Genomic DNA, 20,502 nt, shown 5'->3' on the forward strand with positions numbered 1-20,502 from the left:
CAGCTATGGATCAGTAAGTCCTTTTTCTCGGCTTCGACGTAAATCCAGACATTTCGCTCCAAATGGATTGAAAACACGTCCCTAACATCGAGCTACCCAATAGTTTCCAACTCTTCATTCGGTTCATTTTGCAAGCAGGACACTCTGGCGATTGAGTACCCAATACCCATCCAAACTGGATCGTGCCTAATTTCTTTCCCGTCATTGATCGGATGCTTCTGGCCGAACACAGGCATATCTACTGATCAACTGATACCAGACACCTCAATCATCGATTTCCAAACCATCGCCTGTCCGTAAATGCTCAACGACAAACAAACCAATTTCGAGCACCGCCATTATCCGTTGTTGTAAAACCCAACGACGTATTCAGTGATGTCACGAACCACTTCGGCATGGTTGGCATAATCGCGCCGCCACACTCGTTGCATTTTCAAGCTCAGAAAAAAGCGCTCAATCAAGGAGTGGTTCCAAAAGCTCCTGTTGCAACTCATCCTTCGCTGCGTGCCATTTCTCGCCAATAACAATCAGCTCCCTTCTTCACTGGATGATTTGCGCCAGCGTCGATGCCTGTTCGGCACCGGCGACGTTGGTGAAGCCCATCCCCATACCCTGCCTGGACTGGGCTTCCAGGCACCACTGTGACAGCGGCTCAACCGCGATGCCCACCGCCCGGGCACGCTGGACGAGCTCGACATCATTCCCTTCGCCAAGACCGGCGACCAAGTGCATACCGCCCGCTTGAGGGTTTATCTGTAAACGCTCGCCAAACTGTTGACACGACGCATCGATCAGCCATTGCCTCCGACGCGCATACAGGCCACGCATTTTGTTCAGGTGCCGGGCAAAGTGTCCCTCGTTGAGAAAGGCCGCGACCGTCGCCTGCAGCAGGTGCGGGCAGTGGTTGTGCAAACGATCCGCCTGGCGGGCGAACGCTGGGGTCTGTTCGGCAGGCACCACCAGGTAGGCCAGGCGCAGCCCTGGAAAAAGGACTTTGCTGAAGGTGCCGGTGTAGAGCACGCGGCCCTGCTGGTCGAGGCTCTTGAGGACGGGCAAGGGCTTGCCCTGGTAGCGGTATTCGCTGTCGTAGTCGTCCTCGATGATCCAACTGCCTTGGCGGTTGGCCCAGTCCAGCAGGGCCAGCCGCCGCGGCAGGGACAGCGACACCCCCAGCGGGCTCTGGTGGGTCGGGGTGACCACGGCAAAGCCGGCCTCTGGGGCGCGGGCGATGCCTTGGGCGACGTCCAGGCCCTGATCGTCCACGGGCACCGGCACCAACTGTGCGCCGGCTTCCAGCAGCGCGTTCCTGGCCATAAAGTAGCCGGGCTCCTCCAGCCAGCAGGTGGCGCCCGGGCGCATCAGCGCGTGGCTGATCAGGTCGAGGCAGGCGCGGTAGCCGGCGCAGACAAAAATCTGTTCCGGGTGGCAGCTGATGCCCCGGGAAATCCCCAGGTAGGAGGCAATGGCCGCCCGCAACGGGGCGTAGCCGCGCGCGTCCGGGTAGACCAAGCCTTCGACACCCGCCTGGCGCAGTTGCCGGCCCGCCAGGCGGGTCCAGAGTTTGCGCGGAAAGGCGTCCAGCGCTGGCAGGCCCATTTGCAGTGCCAGGGGCGAGGTGCCGGCATGGGTGGCTTGGTGGATCGTGGGAGGCGCTGGGGCCGCTGCGGGTGCTTGTGCGCCACAACACTATCGGCTTGTATCGTCCCCCTCTACGCCGGCTCACCTTTATCAACCGGCAACGAAGCAAGCATCTCAGCGCGACACACCTCAAGAATCTCATCCGCCAACGCGCAATCATCCGGGCAGGCACGCGACAACATAATCGCACCGACCGCACGGGACAGCAGATCGATCATTTTCCGCCGGCCCTCCCCCGGAGCGGCATTCGGCCTGGTCGGGTATTTGTCCCCCAGGGTTTGCAGGGTGTGCTCGACCCCTTCGGCAAACGTCGCTTTCACATCCTCCGATTGGCGCGCCGCATCGCCACACAACGCGGCCATGGTGCAACCGCTGCCACGTCCGTCGCGATGTTCTCTGCTCACATAGACGTCGATGAAGCCAGGAACATCCAGCGCTTGCGCGCCCGCCAGCGACTTGGCAAGGCTGCAGGCCGAGGCTTCGGCCATGAGGTCGGCCTTCGAGCCGAAATGCTTGTAGAAACCTCCGTGGGTGAAACCGGCCGCCGCCATCAGATCCGACACACCGACACCGTCGAAGCCGCGCTCACGGAACAATTCAGAGGCCGTTTCAACGATGTGCTCTCGATTGGCCTGCGCCTGGGCCTTGCTCACTCTCACGTGCAATACCTCATGTTCATTGGGAAATCATGGTCCCAATCATACATAGATGTCGACCATAATCAAAACCGTTGACAGTTTAGATTTCGATCATCATCCTAATTGCACGCACCACCGACCTCCACCACCGGGCACGGAAGAGACACCAGATGACCGATCAGAATCTGTTCACCCCTTACACCCTTGGCACCCTCGCGCTGTCGAACCGCATCGTCCTCGCGCCACTGACCCGCAACCGCGCGGGCGAAGGCTTTGTTCCCAGCGAATTCGCCGCCACCTATTACAGCCAACGCGCTAGCGCAGGCTTGCTGATCAGCGAAGCCACGCAGATTTCCCAACAGGGCCAGGGCTATCAGGACACCCCCGGGATCTACACCCAGGCGCAGATTGATGGCTGGCGCACGGTGACCGACGCGGTGCATGCCAAGGGCGGCAAGATCTTTATGCAACTGTGGCATGTCGGCCGCGTATCCCACGTTGATCTGCAAGAAAACGGCGCCGCCCCCGTGGCTCCTTCCGCGCTGCGCGCGGCCACCAAGGTGTTCGTCAATAACCGCTTTGAGGACGTCTCCGAGCCCCGCGCGCTGGACATCAGCGAACTGCCGGGGATCGTCGCCGATTTCCGCCAGGCCGCGGCAAACGCTGTCGCTGCCGGGTTCGACGGTGTGGAAATTCACGGCGCGAACGGCTATTTGCTGGATCAGTTCCTCAAGGACGGCGCCAACGTGCGCACCGATGCTTACGGCGGCTCGATTGAAAATCGTGCGCGGCTGTTGCTCGAAGTCAGCGCAGCCGTGGTCAATGAAATCGGCGCGGCTCGCACCGGGGTGCGCTTGTCACCGGTGTCGCCGGCCAACGGTGTTTCCAGCAGCGACCCGCAGGCGCAATTCGATTACGTCGTCGATCAGCTCGACGCCCTCGGCGTCGTTTACCTGCACATGGTCGAAGGCGCTACCGGTGGCCCGCGCGACGTGGCGCCATTGGATTTCGCCGCCCTGCGCCAGCGCTTCAAAAACACCTACATCGCCAACAACGGCTATGACCTGGAGCTGGCGACCTCGCGGCTCGCCGAAGACCAGGCCGATCTGATCGCCTTCGGTCGCCCGTTCATTGGCAACCCGGATCTGGTGGAGCGCCTGCAAAGCGGCGCGCCGCTGTCCGCCTTCAATCCCGCCACCCTCTACGGCGGCGGTGCGGCAGGCTACATCGACTACCCGACGCTGGTTGAAGCAAGCACCAACGCAAGCTGAGCAGTCCGATTCACGCTGTCTGTTCCCCCTCACTCTGAAAGAGAGATGACCCCATGAACCCTCGCCCTACCGTTCTTATCACTGGCGCCTCCACTGGCATCGGCGCCGTCTACGCCGAGCGCTTCGCGCAACGTGGCCACGATCTGGTCCTGGTCGCCCGCGACCGGGCACGCCTGGACGCACTTGCCGCCCGCTTGCACAGCGAACACCGGGTCGCCGTCGATGTCATGACGGCGGACTTGACCCAACTCAGCGATCTGACAACCGTTGAAAGCCGCCTGCGCGACGACGCCCGTATCGGCATCCTCATCAATAACGCCGGCGCCGCGCTGTCCGGCAACTTCATCGAGCAAAGCACCGACAGCGTTGCGCAACTGGTTGCCCTCAACACCACGGCACTGGTGCGGCTGGCTAGTGCCATTGCCCCGCGCCTGGCCAAAGCCGGTGACGGCGCGATCATCAACATCGGTTCGGTGGTGGGCCTGGCGCCGGAGTTCGGCATGACGGTCTATGGTGCAACCAAGGCTTTCGTGCTGTTCCTGTCCCAGGGCCTGAGCCTGGAACTGTCGCCCCGGGGCGTGTACGTGCAGGCCGTACTGCCGGCCGCCACCCGCACGGAAATCTGGGACCGCTCCGGCGTCGACATCAACACCCTGGACGAAATCATGGAAGTGGCCGATCTGGTGGACGCCGCGCTACTGGGTTTCGATCGTCGCGAACCGGTGACGATCCCGCCGCTGCAGGAAGCGCAACGCTGGGATGACCTGCAGAGCGCACGTCAGGGCCTGCTGGGGCAAATCCGTCAATCCGAGGTTGCCCAGCGTTACCAGCCCCAACAGTGATCTTTAGGCAGCGAGCGTTCGCGCCGGATTCGCGGCAGGCACTGCGACGAATCCGGTCCGCTGTTCGGAGTAGCAATGAATCCAACGCAGACAACCTTCCCCCCGGCTTTGCAGACGTCGTTCATCAACGCGGCGAACCAGTCGATCATGCTCAGGGGCATTCCCTTCACCTATCGCGATACCGGTCCCGCGGACGGCGTGCCTCTGGTGCTGTTTAACCATTGGGGCGCGGTGCTGGACAACTTCGACCCGGCAATAATCGATGGGCTGGCACAGACCCGGCGGGTCATCACCACCGACTATCGCGGCATCGGCGGCTCGGGTGGAACCGCCCCCCTGACGGTCGGCGAAATGGCGCAAGACGCCATTGAACTGATACAGGCCCTGGGGTTCAAGAGCGTCGATGTACTGGGCTTTTCACTCGGCGGCTTCGTCGCTCAGGACATCGCCCTGAAGGCCCCCGAATTGGTACGCCGCTTGATTCTCACCGGCACCGGACCGGCCGGCGGCACCGCTATCGACAAGGTCGGCTCAGTGACCTGGCCCTTGATGCTCAAAGGCTTGCTGACCTTGCGCGATCCCAAGTTCTACCTGTTCTTTACCTCGACGCCCAATGGTCGTCGAGCCGCCTCGGAGTATCTGCAACGCCTGAAAGCCCGCCGGAAGAATCGCGACAAGGGCCCGACGCCCGGCGCTTTCCTGCGCCAGTTGCAAGCCATCACCGCGTGGGGCAAACAGGCGCCGCAGTATCTCGGGCGCCTGCGGGCGCCGACACTGATCGTCAACGGCGACAACGACATCATGGTGCCCAGCGTCAATTCCCTTGCCCTGGCCAACCGCGTCCCCAACGCACAGCTGGTGATGTATGAGGATGCCGGGCACGGCGGCATTTTTCAGTACCACGCTGACTTCGTGGCCAGGACCCTGGCGTTCCTTGACGACTGAGCCCCATGACAGCCACCCCACCCAAGCACCGCCCACACCTATTCCCACTGACACGAGCCGCACACCGATGAAGGCATTTTCAATTGATCGCTATGGCAAGAACACCGGGCGCATGAGCGAAGTGCCCGTTCCCGAGGTCGGTGCCCACGACGTCTTGATCGAGGTCCACGCCAGCGGCGTCAACGCGCTGGATTCGAAGATCCGCAACGGCGAATTCAAGCTGATCCTGCCCTATGCATTGCCACTGATACTGGGCAATGACCTGGCGGGCGTCGTGGTTGAAGTGGGCTCACAAGTGCAACGTTTCAAGCCCGGAGACGAAGTCTACGCGCGCCCGCCCGAAGCGCGGATCGGGACGTTCGCCCAATGGATCGCCGTGAACGAAAACGCAATTGCCCTGAAACCTGCCAACACCACCATGACGGAGGCCGCGTCGATCCCCTTGGTCGCACTCACCGCCTGGCAAGTGCTGGTGGAAACCGCCCAACTGAAAAAGGGCCAGAAAGTGCTGATCCATGCGGGCGCAGGCGGGGTCGGCACCCTTGCCATCCAGCTTGCCAAACACCTCGGCGCCTTCGTCGCGACCACCACCAGCACGGCGAATGTCGAATGGGTCAAAGCCCTGGGCGCCGATCAGGTGATCGACTACAAGCAGCAGAACTTCGAAAGCCTCTTGCATGACTACGACCTGGTGTTGAACAGCCTGGGCACCGACGTACTGGAAAAATCCCTCAAGGTCCTCAAGCCCGGCGGCCAGCTGATTTCCATCTCTGGGCCACCCACTGTGCAGTTCGCCCAGCAGCAAGGGCTGGCCTGGCCGTTGCAGCAGGTCATGCGCCTCTTGAGCTTCGGTATCCGGCGCAAGGCGCGCAAGCTGGACGTCAGCTACGCCTTTGTGTTCATGCGGGCCGATGGCGCCCAGCTGCAACAGATCACCGCGCTGATTGAGGCCGGAATCATCAAGCCCGTGGTTGACCGCAGCTTCAGTTTCGAATCGACGGCAGAGGCCTTGCAGTACGTCGAGCAGGGACGGGCCAAGGGCAAGGTCGTGGTCAGGATCAAATGACGACACCATCTATCGATGACTCAACTAAGGGGGCCGAGCCTGAGCACCTTCTGTCGCCTTGGCAGTCATCGCCAGAGCAAAATCCGGCGACGTCAGCTGAGGTGCTGGACAAGCTGGCAAGGCGACCGGAAGTTGTGCCTGTTGAACCGCTAGAGATCGTTTGGCGCAGCTTGATGCTTGAGCAGTAGGGCGAAACAGGGCGAACCCGCCCTCTTTCCCCCAAACATTTGCCTACTGCACGCCGCCAGCTTCTCCAGCACCTACATCCCGCAAAATCCTTTCCAGTTCCGGCCGCGTCCACCGCTCCCAGGGCAGCACATCCTGCACATCACCGCTGTGCCCATACTCCCCCGCATCGAACGCAAGGTAGATGGAAAAGGCCGGCTCAGGCATGTCCGCGTTCAAGGACAGATCAACGATGTCGCTGAACAAGGTATTCATCACTGCGTCGCAGTCATGAAAGTCGCGACGACCGCTGGTAAAGAGCCGGGCCATGGCAATTGCGAGCTGGTTCAAGAGCTCACGCCGATCGATCTGCAATCCCTCATAAAGAAGATTCAGGTCCTGGCTGGAGCCGTTTTCAATAGTTTCCAACACCTTGTGAAGATCAACCTCACTCAACACTGTGGTCATTGACTCCAATACCTTTTATCCGATTAGCCGACATTAGCATCTGCCAAACGCCCTGTTCACCGGCTCCCGACCGCGGCTCAAGGCCCGTCAGTCCGCCATTGCCAAAAACCGCCCCACTGCCGCGCAAAATCCCGGATAATGCCCGCCATTTTTTGCTTTGTGATGCCGGTGCCCCCATGGAAATCAAGGTCAACTTTCTCGACAACCTTCGACTTGAAGCCAAGTTCGACGACTTCACGGTGGTGGCCGACCAACCGATCCGCTACAAGGGCGATGGCTCGGCGCCGGGTCCGTTCGACTATTTCCTCGCCTCCTCGGCACTGTGCGCGGCGTACTTCGTCAAGCTGTACTGCAAGACCCGCAACATCCCCACCGAGAATATCCGCCTGTCGCAGAACAACATTGTCGATCCGGAAAACCGCTACAACCAGATCTTCAAGATCCAGGTCGAACTGCCGGCGGACATCTCCGACAAGGACCGCCAAGGCATCCTGCGCTCCATCGACCGCTGCACGGTGAAGAAGGTGGTGCAGACCGGCCCCGAGTTCATCATCGAGGAAGTGGAAAACCTCGACGCCGATGCCCAGGCGCTGTTGATGCCGCAATCGGGCTCCAGCGAAGGCACTTATATTGCTGGCAAGGACCTGCCCCTGGAGCAGACCATCGCCAACATGTCCGGGATCCTCGCGGGCCTGGGGATGAAGATCGAAATCGCTTCGTGGCGCAATATCGTGCCTAACGTCTGGTCGCTGCATATCCGCGATGCGCAGTCGCCGATGTGCTTCACCAACGGCAAGGGCGCCACCAAGGAAGGCGCCCTGGCGTCGGCCCTGGGCGAGTTCATCGAGCGCCTGAACTGCAACTTCTTCTACAACGATCAGTTCTGGGGCGAAGAGATCGCCAACGCCGAGTTCGTGCATTACCCGGACGAGCGCTGGTTCCAGCCGGGGCGCAAGGATGAGCTGCCCAAAGAGATCCTCGACGAGCACTGCCTGGCCATCTACAACCCCGATGGCGAGCTGCGCGGCTCCCATCTGTACGACACCAACTCGGGCAATATCGAGCGCGGCATCTGCTGCCTGCCCTATGTGCGCCAGTCCGACGGCGAGGTGGTGTATTTCCCCTCCAACCTGATCGAGAACCTGTACCTGAGCAATGGCATGAGCGCCGGCAACACCCTGGCCGAAGCCCAGGTGCAGTGCCTGTCGGAGATCTTCGAGCGGGCGGTCAAGCGCCAGATTCTCGAAGGCGAACTGGCCCTGCCGGATGTGCCCCAGGAGGTGCTGGCCAAGTACCCGAGCATTCTGGCCGGTATCCAGGGCCTGGAAGAGCAAGGCTTCCCGGTGCTGGTCAAGGATGCGTCCCTGGGCGGTGAATTCCCGGTGATGTGCGTGACCCTGATGAACCCGCGCACCGGTGGCGTGTTTGCTTCGTTCGGTGCTCACCCAAGCTTCGAGGTGGCGCTGGAGCGCAGCCTCACCGAGCTGCTCCAGGGCCGCAGCTTCGAAGGCTTGAACGACCTGCCGCAGCCGACCTTTGAAAGCCAGGCGCTGATGGAGCCGAACAACTTCGTCGAGCACTTCATCGACTCCAGCGGCGTGGTGTCGTGGCGCTTCTTCAGTGCCAAGGCGGACTTCGAATTCGTCGAGTGGGACTTCACCAGCCAAAGCGGCTTCAGCGAAAGGCAACAAGCCAGCGCCGAGGAAGCCGCCACCCTGTTCGGCATCCTCGAAGGCCTGGGCAAGGAAGTCTACATGGCGGTGTACCAGCACCTGGGGGCCACGGCCTGCCGCATCCTGGTGCCGGACTATTCGGAAATCTACCCGGTGGACGACCTGATCTGGGACAACACCAACAAGGCACTGTTCTTCCGTGAAGACATCCTCAACCTGCACAGCCTGGACGAAGATGGTCTGCGCTCACTGCTGGAACGCCTGGAAGAAAGCGAGCTGGACGACTACACCGACATCACCACCCTGATCGGCATCGAGTTCGACGACAACACGGCCTGGGGCCAGTTGACCATCCTCGAACTGAAGCTGCTGCTCCACGTGGCCCTGCAGCAGTTCGATCCGGCCAAGGAGCTGGTGGAGATGTTCCTGCAATACAACGACAACACCGTCGAACGCGGCCTGTTCTATCAGGCCTTGAACGCGGTACTGGAAGTGGAACTGGACGACGAACTGGAGCTGGCGGACTACGAGGGCAACCTGCGGCGCATGTTCGGCAACGAACGGATGGACGCTGTGATCGGCTCGGTGAACGGCAGCGTGCGTTTCTACGGCCTGACCCCGACCAACCTGCAGCTCGAAGGCCTGGACCGCCACCTGCGGCTGATCGACAGCTACAAGAAGCTGCACGTGGCGCGGGCCAAGTGGACCGCAGCCAACCGCTGACACCCCGTCCATGCGCCTCTGGCGGGCGGCCTCGGTAACAGGCGCCCGCCACAATCAACGAGCCAGGCATTGCCTGGCTGTTTTTTGTGCCTCTGCTTGCAGGCTATGGGGACGCTGGTGCGGCAAGTGCCAGCATCAGCGGCGTCAGCGAACCCGCTGCACCAGCAACTGCAACTTGCCGAAGTTGTTGAAGTAGTAGCCCGGCACGTCGTTCGCGCAGCAAAACAGGCGCCCCTGGGTCTCGGCCTCTATCTGGGCATGCCTGCCGATGGCAAACGCCCGTCCCTCGACACTCGCAATCACCCCCACCAGGCAGAACCAAAGTGCCGTAGGTACACGTCGCCGACTCTCGAAATGTCCCTGGGGCCACAGTTTGGTCGGGTAGCCATCGGCATCGGCGTGGATGAACAGGTCCCACCATTTCCCTTCGGCAGTGAGTTGATAGACCCCGCCCTGGATCAGGTCGATCCGGGTGTCATTCCACGGGGCCCGGGCTTGAATGGTTGCACTGGCGGTTTGTCCCACTTCCATGCTGTATCTCCACGGGCCGGTCGGCGAGGTTGCCGCCTTGTCGGCAGTTTCATCGGGGCGCCCGCACAAGCGCCGTGCAGATCAGCCTAGATCAGGCTGCGGGGATTGAAAGACCTCGCGGATCAATTTACAGGCGCGGCAAATGCCCCCCGTCAGCCTCATGCCAAGGCCATCCCGACAGCCGGCCACACACTTCGCGTGAGCAGCATCGGCGCTGTGTCTACGCTGAAGAAGCAATCACCAGCTCGCCGGGAAACTGGCCGGCCGAGTGATTGGGCTTGCGGTTTTGGCTGTGCCGCAAAGGATTGTGCTGCAGCGCTAACGGAGCCCCGGCCCATGCCCCAGGTTCAACGTTATCTCGTCAAAATGCTGCCTGTTGCCCAGGGTGCGACGCTGTCCCTGGCCGGTAGCTCACTCACCGCCCTGCCCCTGTCCGCCGAGGTTTCAGCGTTGCCACCCGGGGAGCCGGTCTGGCATCTAGTGGAATCCACCACCCCCCTGGACACGCTCAACCCATGGGACGTGTGCCACGCCATGGTCAGCGATGGCCTGGGCCTGGCGGGAGCGCCGCAGCCGGTATTCGCCGAGCCGGATCTGGCCCAGACCTGGCTCAGCGGCGAGCCAGAGGACCCCGCACTGGCGCTGAGTGCCACCTGCACCAGCGACCCGCAGAACACCCGCTACCCCACCGCCGACAACGACTTCTGGTATCAGGATGACGCCCACGGCCAATTCGATACGCTGCTGAGCCAACTCGCCGAAGTGCCCTTGGCCCAAGCCGTCAGGGTTGCCCACCTGGACACCGGATACGACCGCAGTCACCTATCCCTGCCGCAACGCCTGGAACAATCACTGGAACGCAACTTTGTCGACGAAGACCGCCCCCAGGATGCTACCGATACCTCATCCGGCCTGGTCAGCAACCCGGGGCACGGCACCGCGACCCTGAGCATCCTCGCCGGCAAGCCCCTGAGCGCAATGAAGCGGCTCGGCGCGGCGCCCTTTGTCAGGGTCGTCCCCATCCGGGTCGCCAACCGGGTCGAGCTGTTCTACAACAGCGCCATCGTCAAAGCCCTGCGCTATGTTCGCGAACTGTGCCGCCACCCCGAAACTGCAGTGCAGGTGGTGACGATGAGCATGGGCGGACTGGCCAGCCAGCTCTGGGCCGAAGAGGTCAACGCCCTCTATGACGAGGGGGTACTGCTGGTTACCGCAGCCGGTAACAACTTCGGCAACGCCCCCACCCATCACATTGTGTTTCCCGCGCGTTTCAACCGGGTGATCGCTGCCTGTGGGGTAATGGAGGATCACCAACCCTATGCAGACCTGCCGATCACCCTGATGGCCGGCAACTACGGGCCAAAGAGCAAGATGCGCACGGCGATGGCGGCCTACACGCCAAACATTCCGCGGGCCAAGTTCGGTTGTCCGAACGTGATCGATCGCGATGGCGGCGGCACCTCATCGGCCACCCCGCAAATCGCGGCAGCGGCGGCCATCTGGATTCAGGCCCATCAGCAAGCCTGGGAGGCCTACCCACACCAGTGGATGCGTGTGGAGGCGGTGCGCGCGGCGCTGTTTTCCAGCGCCAGCCCGAGCGACCAGAACAAGCTGGGACGAGGCCAGCTACGGGCCCTGGACGCCTACCACAAGCCGCCTCCCGCCGCTGAAAGCCTGCACAAGGAAGCTGCGGACTCTGCCGCCTTCCCCTTTTTGCGGGTCCTGACCGGCTTGGGCATGACGGAGTTTGGCGACGCCCAGCAACGCATGTTGGAGCTGGAGGCCTTGCAGCTTTCCCAATCGGCGGCAATCGAGGCGATCCTGCCGGACCCGGATGTGCATCCGGACTCCCTGAGCCCGGACCAGCGCGTGGCCCTGGCCCAGGCCCTGGCTCAACACCCCCGGGCCTCGCAAACCCTGCGCCGGGCCTTGCAACCAGGACAGTCCGAGCCGCCTGGCACAGCAAAGCGCGCCAGTTCCGCCTCGGCGCAACACCCCAGCCAGCCTTTTGCCGGGCTGAACGAGCAGCAATTGCAGCATGCCCTGGTGCCGGCAACGCCCACACCCACTGCCCGCCGGCTACGGGTTTACGCCTACGACCCGTCCCTTGGGCGCGAGCTGGAAACGGTGGCCATCAACGAAACCACGCTGCCGGTTCCCTGGGAGGAAAACCTCTTGCCCGGCCCCATGGGCGAATACCTTGAAGTCGTGGATATCGACCCGGCCAGTAACTGTCGCTACGCCCCGGTGGATCTCAACGACGCACGGCTCCTGGCCACCGATGGCCTGCAACCTTCAGAGGCCAATCCGCAGTTTCACCAGCAGATGGTGTACGCCGTAGCGATGCAGACCATCCGCTATTTCGAAAGAGCCCTGGGGCGCACGGCGCTCTGGGCGCCGCAGATCACCGGCAAACACTCGAAGTACGTGCAGCGCCTGCGCATCTACCCCCATGCATTGAGAAAGGCCAACGCCTACTACAGTCCACAGCACAAGGCCCTGCTGCTGGGCTATTTCAACTCCTCCAAGGCCAACGCCGGCATGGCCGGCGAGGACATTTTCACCGCGCTGTCCCACGATATCGTCGCCCACGAAACCTCCCATGCCCTGCTCGACGGCCTGCATCGGCGCTTCATCGAACCGACCAATCCGGACGTGCTGGCTTTTCACGAGGGCTTCGCCGACATCGTTGCCCTGTTCCAGCACTTCACCTTGCGCGATTCGCTGCGCGAGCTACTGGCACGCTCACGGGGCGACCTGAGCCAACAGTCGATGCTGGCCTGGCTGGCGGTGCAGTTCGGCAGATCCACCGGGCACTACAAGGCCCTGCGGGACGCCATCGGCACCGCAGACATGGACGCCGACAACCAGCCCATCTGGACCCGGCGCCCACCGGCTGCCAGCGACTACCAAAGCCAGACCACGCCCCATGAGCGAGGCTCGGTGCTGGTGTCGGCGGTGTTCGATGCCTTCCTGCAGGTCTACACCCGGCGAGCCCGGGTGCCCATTCGCCTGGCAACCAACGGCTCGGAAGTACTGCCTCAGGGGGCCCTGCAAAGCGACCTGGTGGATGCGCTGACAGACGTGGCCAGCAAAGTGGCCAAGCATATTCTCACCATCTGCATCCGGGCACTGGACTACTGCCCGCCGGTGGACATCACTTTTGGTGACTTCCTCAGAGCCCTGATCACCGCCGACCACGACCTGGTGCCAGACGACCCCTACGGCTATCGCGTGGCCTTTTCTTCCGCGTTCATGGCCCGCGGTATCTACCCCGAGGGTTTGCGCTGCTACTCCGTCGACACCTTGCGCTGGCAGCCGCCCCTGGAGCCCTTTACCGAGCTGTGCCGGGGCCTGCCGGAGTTGAGCCTGAAATGGACTCTCCAGACCCACCGCGAATCGGCCTGGACCACCTCAAGGGACAACGCCAAAAAATTTCATCATTGGTTGACGGACCCGAAACGGGTCAGCGACGCCGAACTGGCGGCACTGGGATTATTTCGCCGGGCCAACCCGAACTATCAACTGCAGATTGGCCAGGACAGCCAGACCTGCGACATGCGCGGGATCGAGGTCCACTCGGTGCGGCCACTGCGTCGGGTCGGCCCGGATGGGCAGTTGCTGTCACAGATGGTTGTCGAGCTGACCCAATCGCTGCATGCGCTGGACGGCAGCGCCAATGTGTTCCGCGGCGGTGTCACGCTGATCTTCGACCTGGTCAGTTCCCAGGTGACTTATGTCATACGCAAGCGCCTCGACCAGAGCGCACGCCTGGCTGCCCAGCGACAATTCCAGATGACCCGGGCGCAAGCGCTGCAGGACCCGCATCGCGGGCTTGGGGCTGGAGCCGACGAGCCCTTCGCGCAGCTTCATGAAGACCCGGCAGAAACAACACAACCTGGGGCCAGTTGACCATTCTGGAGCTGAGGCTGCTGCTCCACGTGGCCCTGGGGCAGCTCGACCCGGCCTAGGAGCTGGTGGAGATGTTCCTGCAATACAACAACACCGTCGAACGCGGGCTGTTCTAACAGGCGCTGAACGCGGTGCTGGAAGTGCCGCCGGACGACAAACTGGACCTGGCGGACTACGAGGCCAACCTGCGGCGGATCGACAGCTACAAGAAGCTGCACGCAGCGCGGGCCAAGTGGACCGCAGCCAACCGCTGACACCCCGCCCTTCCCTGTACCTGTACCTGTACCTGTACCTGTACCTGTACCTGTAGGAGCGAGCTTGCTCGCGAAGCACTCAAGAACGCCGCGTTCCCCCAGTGGGCGCGGCGTTTTCGTTGACGATCATCGCGAGCAAGCTCGCTCCTACAGTCAGACGGCCAATAGCTGGGCGATTCTTTCGCGCAACGCCCCATGCTCCGCCTCGACATAGGGCGGCGCGGTTTTCCAGTCGTAGAACCACACCGGCATCCTGCGCTTGCCTTCCGGCTCCGAGGCATAACGGGGAAAGATATGGCAGTGCAACTCAGGCTCGGAGTTGCCGAGGATTTCATAGTTCCAGTTCTACTCGTTGCGAAATCAGCGACATTCATAAGCCTTGATGAGGGGCTCATCGTTTCGAAGCCACAGTGCCCGGCGCTTGCATCCAGCCGTCGAGAAACCTAGGCCACGCCGGCGGGCCAGGGCTTGCTGTCGTCCCGATCGGGCGGCCCGTACAGCTCCTGCTCCCATTCCTCGAATGCCGGCAGGGCCGTGTAGCCCGGGTCGCAATACTGACGAATGTATTGGGCGGCGCGGTGCTCGGCGTACTTGGCATTCACCGGAACGCCCTGCTCGTCCAGCTCCAGCACATTGGCAAAGATGGCGTAGACCATTTCCAGCATACTCGGCTCGTCGCCGAGGCAACTGCGATAGTCGACGCCTTCCAGCAACGGGTAGCCGAGGGTGCCGTTGGCGACCCAGAAACTGAAGGTTCTCAGTGCTCCGGAAAACTCCGGGCTTAGCTTTTTCGGGTAAGACATGCAGATCACTTTCCTTGATAGGGGGCCGGAGCGGATTCTCAGGTGGCGGCTTCGGCAAGGCAAGGCTTCAAGCAACACGTATCCGTCAGTTTCCACGGGCACGGCAAACCGGTCACAATGCGCGCCCCTGTCTTTCTACCCGTGCGCTGTGCACTGCATGCAACGCACGGGCCCCGCAAGGATCGCCCGATGAACTTTCTGGAAAAGCTGCTCAGCGTCTTTAAAAAGCCGGCGCCACAAAAAGCCGAGCCCGCCCTGCCCGCCAGCGAGCCAACCGCTGCAGAGGAGCCCTACGCCCAGTACCAGCCAAGCGAAGCGGACCTGGCCAGCATTGCCCTGATGGAAGCCGGCGCCGCCTGCCTCGAGCGCCACTGGCAAGCCGTCGGTACTTGCGAAGCCGACGTCCTGGGCTTTGCCATAAGCCCCAGCTTCACGGGCGGGCCTCATTGGCCTTCCACGCGCCAGGCTTACCGCATCGTGCGCCGCAACAACGGCATCATCCTCGCCACCGAGGGCCTGTCCGACCCGTTCGACGGTGTCCAAGGTGACGATCTGGGCAACGGTTTCGAGATGGAGCTGTTCGTGGAAACCCCAGATATTCCGGCCCACGCCCAGGGCGCGGTCGGCGACGTCTATCCCTTTGCCGACAGCTGGACCTTCGAACTGCTGCGCTGCGTGGCCGGCACCGTGGCCGATGCCGGTGGCTACACCTCGCGCCTGGAACGCTACGGCGTGCTGTCCCTGGAGCTGCCTGGGGTCAGCCAGTCCCGGGCCATGAGTGAGCAGTTGCCCGCGCACTTCGTCAGCGCCGACGACTGCGCCGGGGTGCTGATCGGTGGCCCGGCCCCGGACTTCCCGACCCGTCTGGAAGACATGCCCCTGTCCCCCGTGACCCTGGTGCCGGTGGTGCTGATCACCGCCTCGGAGCTGGAATACGTGCGCAACGGCGGCGCCCAGGCCCGGGAAGACCTGGCGGCGCGCTTGAGCGCCGCTGGCATTGGCCATGTCAGCCACCTGCAGCGCGAGAGCCTGATCTGAAGAAAGGAGCCTTGCCGTCCATGTCAGAAGCCGAGAACTACTTCCCTTTCTACCTGTTCGCCGCCCGCTTCCCGAACCAGGCAGAGGCCGAACTGTTTGCCTTCGAACAGTGGGAGCCCGAACCTGCAGCAGATGTCAGCGCCGCCGAATTCAGCGCCTGGGAAGCACGCAATCCCAGCTGGCGCCTCAGGCAGGAATTGGGCTACTACATGGACGCCGATTTCGTCGAGCTGATCGACAGTGAAGACGGCCCGCAATACCTGGAATCGCTGATCCATAGTGATGCCGAGCAACAGCGGCTGCGCTCGCGGATCAAGGGGCATTACAGCCACTTCATCGTCGTCGGCAGCGAGTCGATTCATGGCGACCAACAATCGGCTGCATCCGGCCCCAATCAGCGCACCCCGCAAAGCACGCCGACGCTGGACTACCTGGGCGAGTTCAACGGTTCCTCTGCCCCGCACTAGATGCTAAAAAGGCCCACAGTTTTCCTTGCCACCCTTGTCGTGCCCAGCCGTACCACGAGAATCACCATGCACAACCATTACCCGAACACCCGCGCTCCGTTGCGCCCTCTTTACCTCATCTCCCACCAGCCAACGGCGGTAGCCCCATGATCGAAGTCACCGAAGTCTCCATCGCCGACCTGCGCGCCGCCCTGGAATCGGGCCGGACCACCTCCGTGGAGCTGGTCCAGGCCTATCTGGCGCGGATCGAGGCCTATGACGGGCCGAACACCGCCACGGCTCTCAATGCCCTGGTGGTGCGCAACCCCGAGGCACTGAAAGAAGCCGAAGCCGCCGATGAGCGTCGCGCCAAGGGCCTGACCCTGGGCCCGCTGGACGGCATTCCCTACACCGCCAAGGACAGCTATCTGGTCAAGGGCTTGACGGCTGCCTCGGGCAGCCCGGCCTTCGCCGAGCTGGTGGCCTATCGCGATGCCTTCACCATCGAGCGTCTGCGGGGCGCCGGGGCCATCTGCCTGGGCAAGACCAATATGCCGCCCATGGCCAACGGCGGCATGCAGCGCGGCGTGTATGGCCGCGCGGAAAGTCCCTACAACGCCGCGTACCTGACCGCGCCCTTTGCTTCGGGCTCCTCCAACGGCGCCGGTACGGCTACCGCCGCCAGCTTCGCCGCCTTCGGCCTGGCCGAGGAAACCTGGTCCAGCGGTCGTGGCCCGGCCTCCAACAACGGCTTGTGCGCCTACACGCCGTCGCGTGGGGTGATTTCGGTGCGCGGTAACTGGCCGCTGACCCCGACCATGGACGTGGTAGTGCCCTTCGCTCGCACCATGGCCGACCTGCTGGAAGTGCTGGACGTGGTGGTGGCCGAGGACCCGGACACCCGCGGCGACCTGTGGCGTCTGCAGCCCTGGGTGCCGATTCCCAGCGTGACCTCGGTGCGCCCCGCGTCCTACCCGCAACTGGCGGCCGATGCCGCGGCGCTCAAGGGCAAGCGCTTTGGCGTGCCGCGCATGTACATCAACGCCGACCCGGAAGCCGGCACCAGTGACAAGCCCGGTATCGGCGGCCCCACCGGCCAGCGCATCCACACCCGACCCTCGGTGATCAGCCTCTGGGAGCAGGCGCGCCGTGCCCTGGAAGCCGCCGGCGCGCAAGTGCTGGAAGTGGACTTCCCCCTGGTGTCCAACTGCGAGGGCGACCGCCCCGGTGCGCCGACGGTGTACAACCGCGGCCTGGTCAGCAAGGAGTTCCTGCATGACGAGCTGTGGGAACTGTCGGGCTGGGCCTTCGATGACTTCCTGCGGGCCAACGACGATCCCAAGCTCAACCGCCTGGCGGATGTCGACGGGCCGCAGATCTTCCCCCACGACCCGGGCACCCTGCCCAACCGTGAAGACGACCTGGCCGCCGGCATGGACCAATACGTGAACATGGCCAAGCGCGGCCTCAAGACCTGGGACCAGATCGCCACCCTGGCCGACGGCCTGCGCGGCCTGGAGCAGACCCGACGCATCGACCTGGAAGAATGGATGGATCGCCTGGGGCTGGACGCCGTGCTGTTCCCCACTGTGGCCGACGTTGGCCCGGCCGATGCCGACATCAACCCCGAGTCGGCGGACATCGCCTGGAGCAACGGCGTGTGGGTAGCCAACGGCAACCTTGCGATCCGCCACCTGGGGGTGCCCACCGTTACCGTGCCCATGGGCGTCATGGCGGACATCGGCATGCCGGTGGGGCTGACCTTCGCCGGGCGTGCCTATGACGATTCGAGCCTGCTGCACCTGGCTTCGGCCTTCGAAGCCACCGGCAGCAAGCGCCTGATTCCACCACGGACTCCGGCATTGCACAGCGGCCACTGACTAACCGGGACCGGGGCCGCAACGGCCCCGATCCTCAACGCCGCCCCGTCGAGTCCCCCACTGCGCATGACCTTTTGCGCTCAACCCGTTGGCAAGAGCCCCATGAACAACCTTCGCGCCGCAATGCATCAATCGAAATACACCAAGGCCCCCCACCCCGTCTTCACCGTCGATGGCGTCCCCCTGGACAGTTGGATCAAGGGCGTTATCTACGATGGCTCGGGGGCAGACAGCACCGAGGGGCTGGTACCGGCCCAGGGCTGGCTGATCGATGACGAGCACGCAGAACTTGCCTGGCAGTTACTGGCTCCCGCGAGCGAGGATTGCTCGAGCATCGTTCCGTTGCTGATCTGCCCCGACGACATGGATCTCAGTTGCACAGTGGCCGTGGTCGAGCAGGTGGTACGGGGAGACAAGCTGATCTGGGAACGTTTTGGACGAGCCGTCACAGTGATCGGCGGACTGGTCACTGCGGTGGCCTGGAACAGCAACGCTCAACGCGCCGAATTCTCCAGGCAACAGTTTGATGAGGCCTGCACTGAATTCAAAAGATTGACCGAGCATGAGTGGGCTTGATTGCAGATGGCTATGGCTGCCACCCCCAACTGGATCGACTATAATTCGCCCACTCACGCCATCGAGGTACAGTCCCATGGGCACCATCAGTCTTGAAACCAAGAGGGCCTACGCGGCCAAGACTCGTAAATCCAACTACGCAGCCAGCCTGCGTCTGGAAGGCTTCAAGGTTTCCCCGGCAGACGTTGAGCGCGCGCTGCCTTCCCGTGAAGAACTGTTGAAGGCCTTTGCCAAGACCGACGCCTGATGCCTGACAAATATGGCGTAGGCCAAGACCCCTACTGTTACCCCGGCTCTGCTGTCCTGCGCAACAAACTCGGCATACGCAACGATCCGACCTTGAGCACAGCCGAACAACTATTCTCTGCCCTTGCTGCGCAAAGCCTCGAATTCAGTCCACCTCCTTATGGACTCGACTCTCTCAGAACCATCCACCTGACGCTGTTCGCGGATCTGTATGAATGGGCCGGAGAACTTCGAACAGTGGGGATATTCAAGCAAGACACACGATTCTGCCAACCAGCCTATATAGAGAAAGAAGCGGACAAGATCTTCAAGATCATGGCTGCGGCCAACTGGTTCGAAGGTATGGAGCGCGAGGAGCTGATAATCGCTGTTGCAGAAACTTACTCCGAGCTCAACGTAGTGCACCCTTTTCGTGACGGTAATGGCCGCGCACAACGAATCCTTTTTGAGCATCTCATCATGAATGCCGGGTTTGAAATCAGCTGGTGGGAAATCGAAGGCGGCGAATGGATCAAGGCAAACATCGCAGCCTACAACGGCAATCTCAGACCGATGGAACAGGTTTTCCATCGCTGCATTGGTCAGCCGATACAAGCCTGACCAGGCAACTGCCTGGATCACCCCGGAGCCATCACTGCTCATCCTCAGGTCGCAATGGCGAGTGTTCCCAGTCGAACCGGTCGAGTAGCTGTCTGCCAAGGTCGTCCAACTGCGGATGGTAGTGATGCGTATGGGGCACCGGCAGTTGCGGCTCGCCATGGCTGAAGCCAAGCGCTCGCAAGGCGCTGGTGTAGTCGTCAAGCGGGCCGTAGGCGTAGATCAGATTGTGTCGGTCCCAGACCACCGTGGCCTGTTGCGCCGGCGAGTGAACCCAAAGATCAAAGCGGCTATCGCCACAAAGGAATGGCTTGAAGTCCTGGATGAAATCTTCAACCTCTTCACGCGACAGTTGCGGGCTCCAGTAACGCCCCGCTTGCGACTCGTCCCGCGGCGTGTGCAGCACGAACAGCAGCACCAGCGGTTCGGCCAGGCAGCCCAGCAGGCTGAGCAGGACTTGCGGGTCCGAGCCTGGAACGCCGGCCACCACGCGCTGCCCTTCGCCAATGGGCGCCACCACGAATACAGGCGGATAACTGTGCTCCACCCACTGGTTGTCTATCATGTGCCCAAGTCTGTACATAGCCAGCCGGATCCTCCTGATCAATTCCTGGGTTGAAGTAAAACGGCCGTGCATTATGCCGTACCCTGCAGGGCCGCTCACTGCCTGACTGAGCGATCACCGCGCTGAAGCGCTTCCCATCAAGGATATTCATTGCGTGCTTCATGCCCCGATCCGCACCGGCCCGCATGCCGGCATGACTGACGGGGCGCCACGGCCCCTGCCGTT

17 protein-coding genes and 3 pseudogenes are annotated in these 20,502 nt (G+C 62.5%); 13 read left to right on the forward strand and 7 right to left on the reverse strand.

Annotation, left to right across the window (positions count from 1 at the left end; translation table 11 throughout):
* Positions 1 to 540 precede the first annotated feature (540 nt).
* Together pdxR and ACSSVC_RS20585 are read right to left on the reverse strand one after the other, a co-directional pair.
* Positions 541 to 1,659 (reverse strand): annotated as a pseudogene (pdxR, locus tag ACSSVC_RS20580) (MocR-like pyridoxine biosynthesis transcription factor PdxR); the annotation flags it as partial.
* A gap of 50 nt (positions 1,660 to 1,709) precedes the next feature.
* Positions 1,710 to 2,297 carry a TetR/AcrR family transcriptional regulator gene (locus ACSSVC_RS20585; RefSeq protein ID WP_492611281.1) on the reverse strand — a complete coding sequence of 196 codons (588 nt, stop codon included), beginning with the start codon at positions 2,295 to 2,297 and terminating at the stop codon, positions 1,710 to 1,712.
* 149 nt (positions 2,298 to 2,446) lie between these two features.
* Between ACSSVC_RS20585 and ACSSVC_RS20590 the strand changes: the two genes are divergently transcribed.
* From ACSSVC_RS20590 to ACSSVC_RS20605, 4 genes are all read left to right on the forward strand, one after another.
* On the forward strand, positions 2,447 to 3,547 hold the full coding sequence (locus ACSSVC_RS20590; RefSeq protein ID WP_492611282.1) for an alkene reductase: 1,101 nt from the start codon (positions 2,447 to 2,449) through the stop codon (positions 3,545 to 3,547).
* A 53-nt stretch (positions 3,548 to 3,600) separates the two neighbouring features.
* The gene (locus ACSSVC_RS20595) at positions 3,601 to 4,389 is read left to right on the forward strand and encodes an SDR family NAD(P)-dependent oxidoreductase (RefSeq protein ID WP_492611283.1); all 789 of its coding nucleotides are present in this window, start codon (positions 3,601 to 3,603) and stop codon (positions 4,387 to 4,389) included.
* Positions 4,390 to 4,464: 75 nt separating this feature from the next.
* Positions 4,465 to 5,334 (forward strand): alpha/beta fold hydrolase, encoded by an 870-nt coding sequence (locus ACSSVC_RS20600; RefSeq protein ID WP_492611284.1) that lies wholly within the window; start codon positions 4,465 to 4,467, stop codon positions 5,332 to 5,334.
* Between the two features lie 67 nt (positions 5,335 to 5,401).
* On the forward strand, positions 5,402 to 6,400 hold the full coding sequence (locus ACSSVC_RS20605) for an NADP-dependent oxidoreductase (protein ID WP_492611285.1): 999 nt from the start codon (positions 5,402 to 5,404) through the stop codon (positions 6,398 to 6,400).
* A 231-nt stretch (positions 6,401 to 6,631) separates the two neighbouring features.
* Here the strand turns inward: ACSSVC_RS20605 and ACSSVC_RS20610 are convergent, their stop codons facing one another.
* Positions 6,632 to 7,033, reverse strand: coding sequence for a hypothetical protein (locus tag ACSSVC_RS20610; RefSeq protein ID WP_492611286.1), 402 nt, complete (start codon positions 7,031 to 7,033; stop codon positions 6,632 to 6,634).
* 176 nt (positions 7,034 to 7,209) lie between these two features.
* On the opposite strand from ACSSVC_RS20610, the gene ACSSVC_RS20615 reads away from it, so the two are divergent.
* Positions 7,210 to 9,429 carry an OsmC domain/YcaO domain-containing protein gene (locus tag ACSSVC_RS20615; RefSeq protein ID WP_492611287.1) on the forward strand — a complete coding sequence of 740 codons (2,220 nt, stop codon included), beginning with the start codon at positions 7,210 to 7,212 and terminating at the stop codon, positions 9,427 to 9,429.
* A 144-nt stretch (positions 9,430 to 9,573) separates the two neighbouring features.
* Here ACSSVC_RS20615 and ACSSVC_RS20620 read toward each other — a convergent pair whose 3' ends face one another.
* Positions 9,574 to 9,960: a hypothetical protein gene (locus ACSSVC_RS20620; protein ID WP_346634240.1), complete on the reverse strand. Its 387-nt coding sequence runs from the start codon at positions 9,958 to 9,960 to the stop codon at positions 9,574 to 9,576.
* Positions 9,961 to 10,296: 336 nt separating this feature from the next.
* On the opposite strand from ACSSVC_RS20620, the gene ACSSVC_RS20625 reads away from it, so the two are divergent.
* Positions 10,297 to 13,872 (forward strand): S8 family serine peptidase, encoded by a 3,576-nt coding sequence (locus tag ACSSVC_RS20625; protein ID WP_492611288.1) that lies wholly within the window; start codon positions 10,297 to 10,299, stop codon positions 13,870 to 13,872.
* Positions 13,848 to 14,126: pseudogene (locus tag ACSSVC_RS20630) on the forward strand (OsmC domain/YcaO domain-containing protein); the annotation flags it as partial. The gene ACSSVC_RS20625 and the pseudogene ACSSVC_RS20630, both read left to right, overlap by 25 nt.
* A gap of 153 nt (positions 14,127 to 14,279) precedes the next feature.
* On the opposite strand, the pseudogene ACSSVC_RS20635 reads toward ACSSVC_RS20630, so the two are convergent.
* A pseudogene (locus tag ACSSVC_RS20635) lies at positions 14,280 to 14,465 on the reverse strand (hypothetical protein); the annotation flags it as partial.
* A gap of 104 nt (positions 14,466 to 14,569) precedes the next feature.
* Positions 14,570 to 14,929, reverse strand: coding sequence for a DUF7677 family protein (locus ACSSVC_RS20640; RefSeq protein ID WP_346634238.1), 360 nt, complete (start codon positions 14,927 to 14,929; stop codon positions 14,570 to 14,572).
* A 189-nt stretch (positions 14,930 to 15,118) separates the two neighbouring features.
* On the opposite strand from ACSSVC_RS20640, the gene ACSSVC_RS20645 reads away from it, so the two are divergent.
* From ACSSVC_RS20645 to ACSSVC_RS20670, 6 genes are all read left to right on the forward strand, one after another.
* The gene (locus ACSSVC_RS20645; RefSeq protein ID WP_492611289.1) at positions 15,119 to 15,967 is read left to right on the forward strand and encodes a suppressor of fused domain protein; all 849 of its coding nucleotides are present in this window, start codon (positions 15,119 to 15,121) and stop codon (positions 15,965 to 15,967) included.
* 20 nt (positions 15,968 to 15,987) lie between these two features.
* Complete coding sequence (locus ACSSVC_RS20650; RefSeq protein ID WP_346634236.1) at positions 15,988 to 16,434, forward strand: hypothetical protein; 447 nt, start codon at positions 15,988 to 15,990, stop codon at positions 16,432 to 16,434.
* Between the two features lie 146 nt (positions 16,435 to 16,580).
* Complete coding sequence (locus ACSSVC_RS20655; protein WP_404936985.1) at positions 16,581 to 18,293, forward strand: amidase; 1,713 nt, start codon at positions 16,581 to 16,583, stop codon at positions 18,291 to 18,293.
* Positions 18,294 to 18,395: 102 nt separating this feature from the next.
* On the forward strand, positions 18,396 to 18,869 hold the full coding sequence (locus tag ACSSVC_RS20660; protein ID WP_492611290.1) for a hypothetical protein: 474 nt from the start codon (positions 18,396 to 18,398) through the stop codon (positions 18,867 to 18,869).
* Positions 18,870 to 18,945: 76 nt separating this feature from the next.
* Positions 18,946 to 19,116, forward strand: coding sequence for a YhfG family protein (locus ACSSVC_RS20665; RefSeq protein ID WP_346634233.1), 171 nt, complete (start codon positions 18,946 to 18,948; stop codon positions 19,114 to 19,116).
* Entirely contained in the window at positions 19,116 to 19,715 is a 600-nt protein-coding gene (locus ACSSVC_RS20670; protein ID WP_492611291.1) for a putative adenosine monophosphate-protein transferase Fic, read from the forward strand. The genes ACSSVC_RS20665 and ACSSVC_RS20670 overlap by 1 nt, the downstream gene beginning before the upstream one ends.
* A 31-nt stretch (positions 19,716 to 19,746) precedes the next feature.
* On the opposite strand, the gene ACSSVC_RS20675 is transcribed toward ACSSVC_RS20670, so the two are convergent.
* On the reverse strand, positions 19,747 to 20,277 hold the full coding sequence (locus ACSSVC_RS20675; protein ID WP_346634232.1) for a hypothetical protein: 531 nt from the start codon (positions 20,275 to 20,277) through the stop codon (positions 19,747 to 19,749).
* Positions 20,278 to 20,502 lie beyond the last annotated feature (225 nt).

The organism is Pseudomonas sp. E1BtOHC1 (assembly GCF_058744285.1).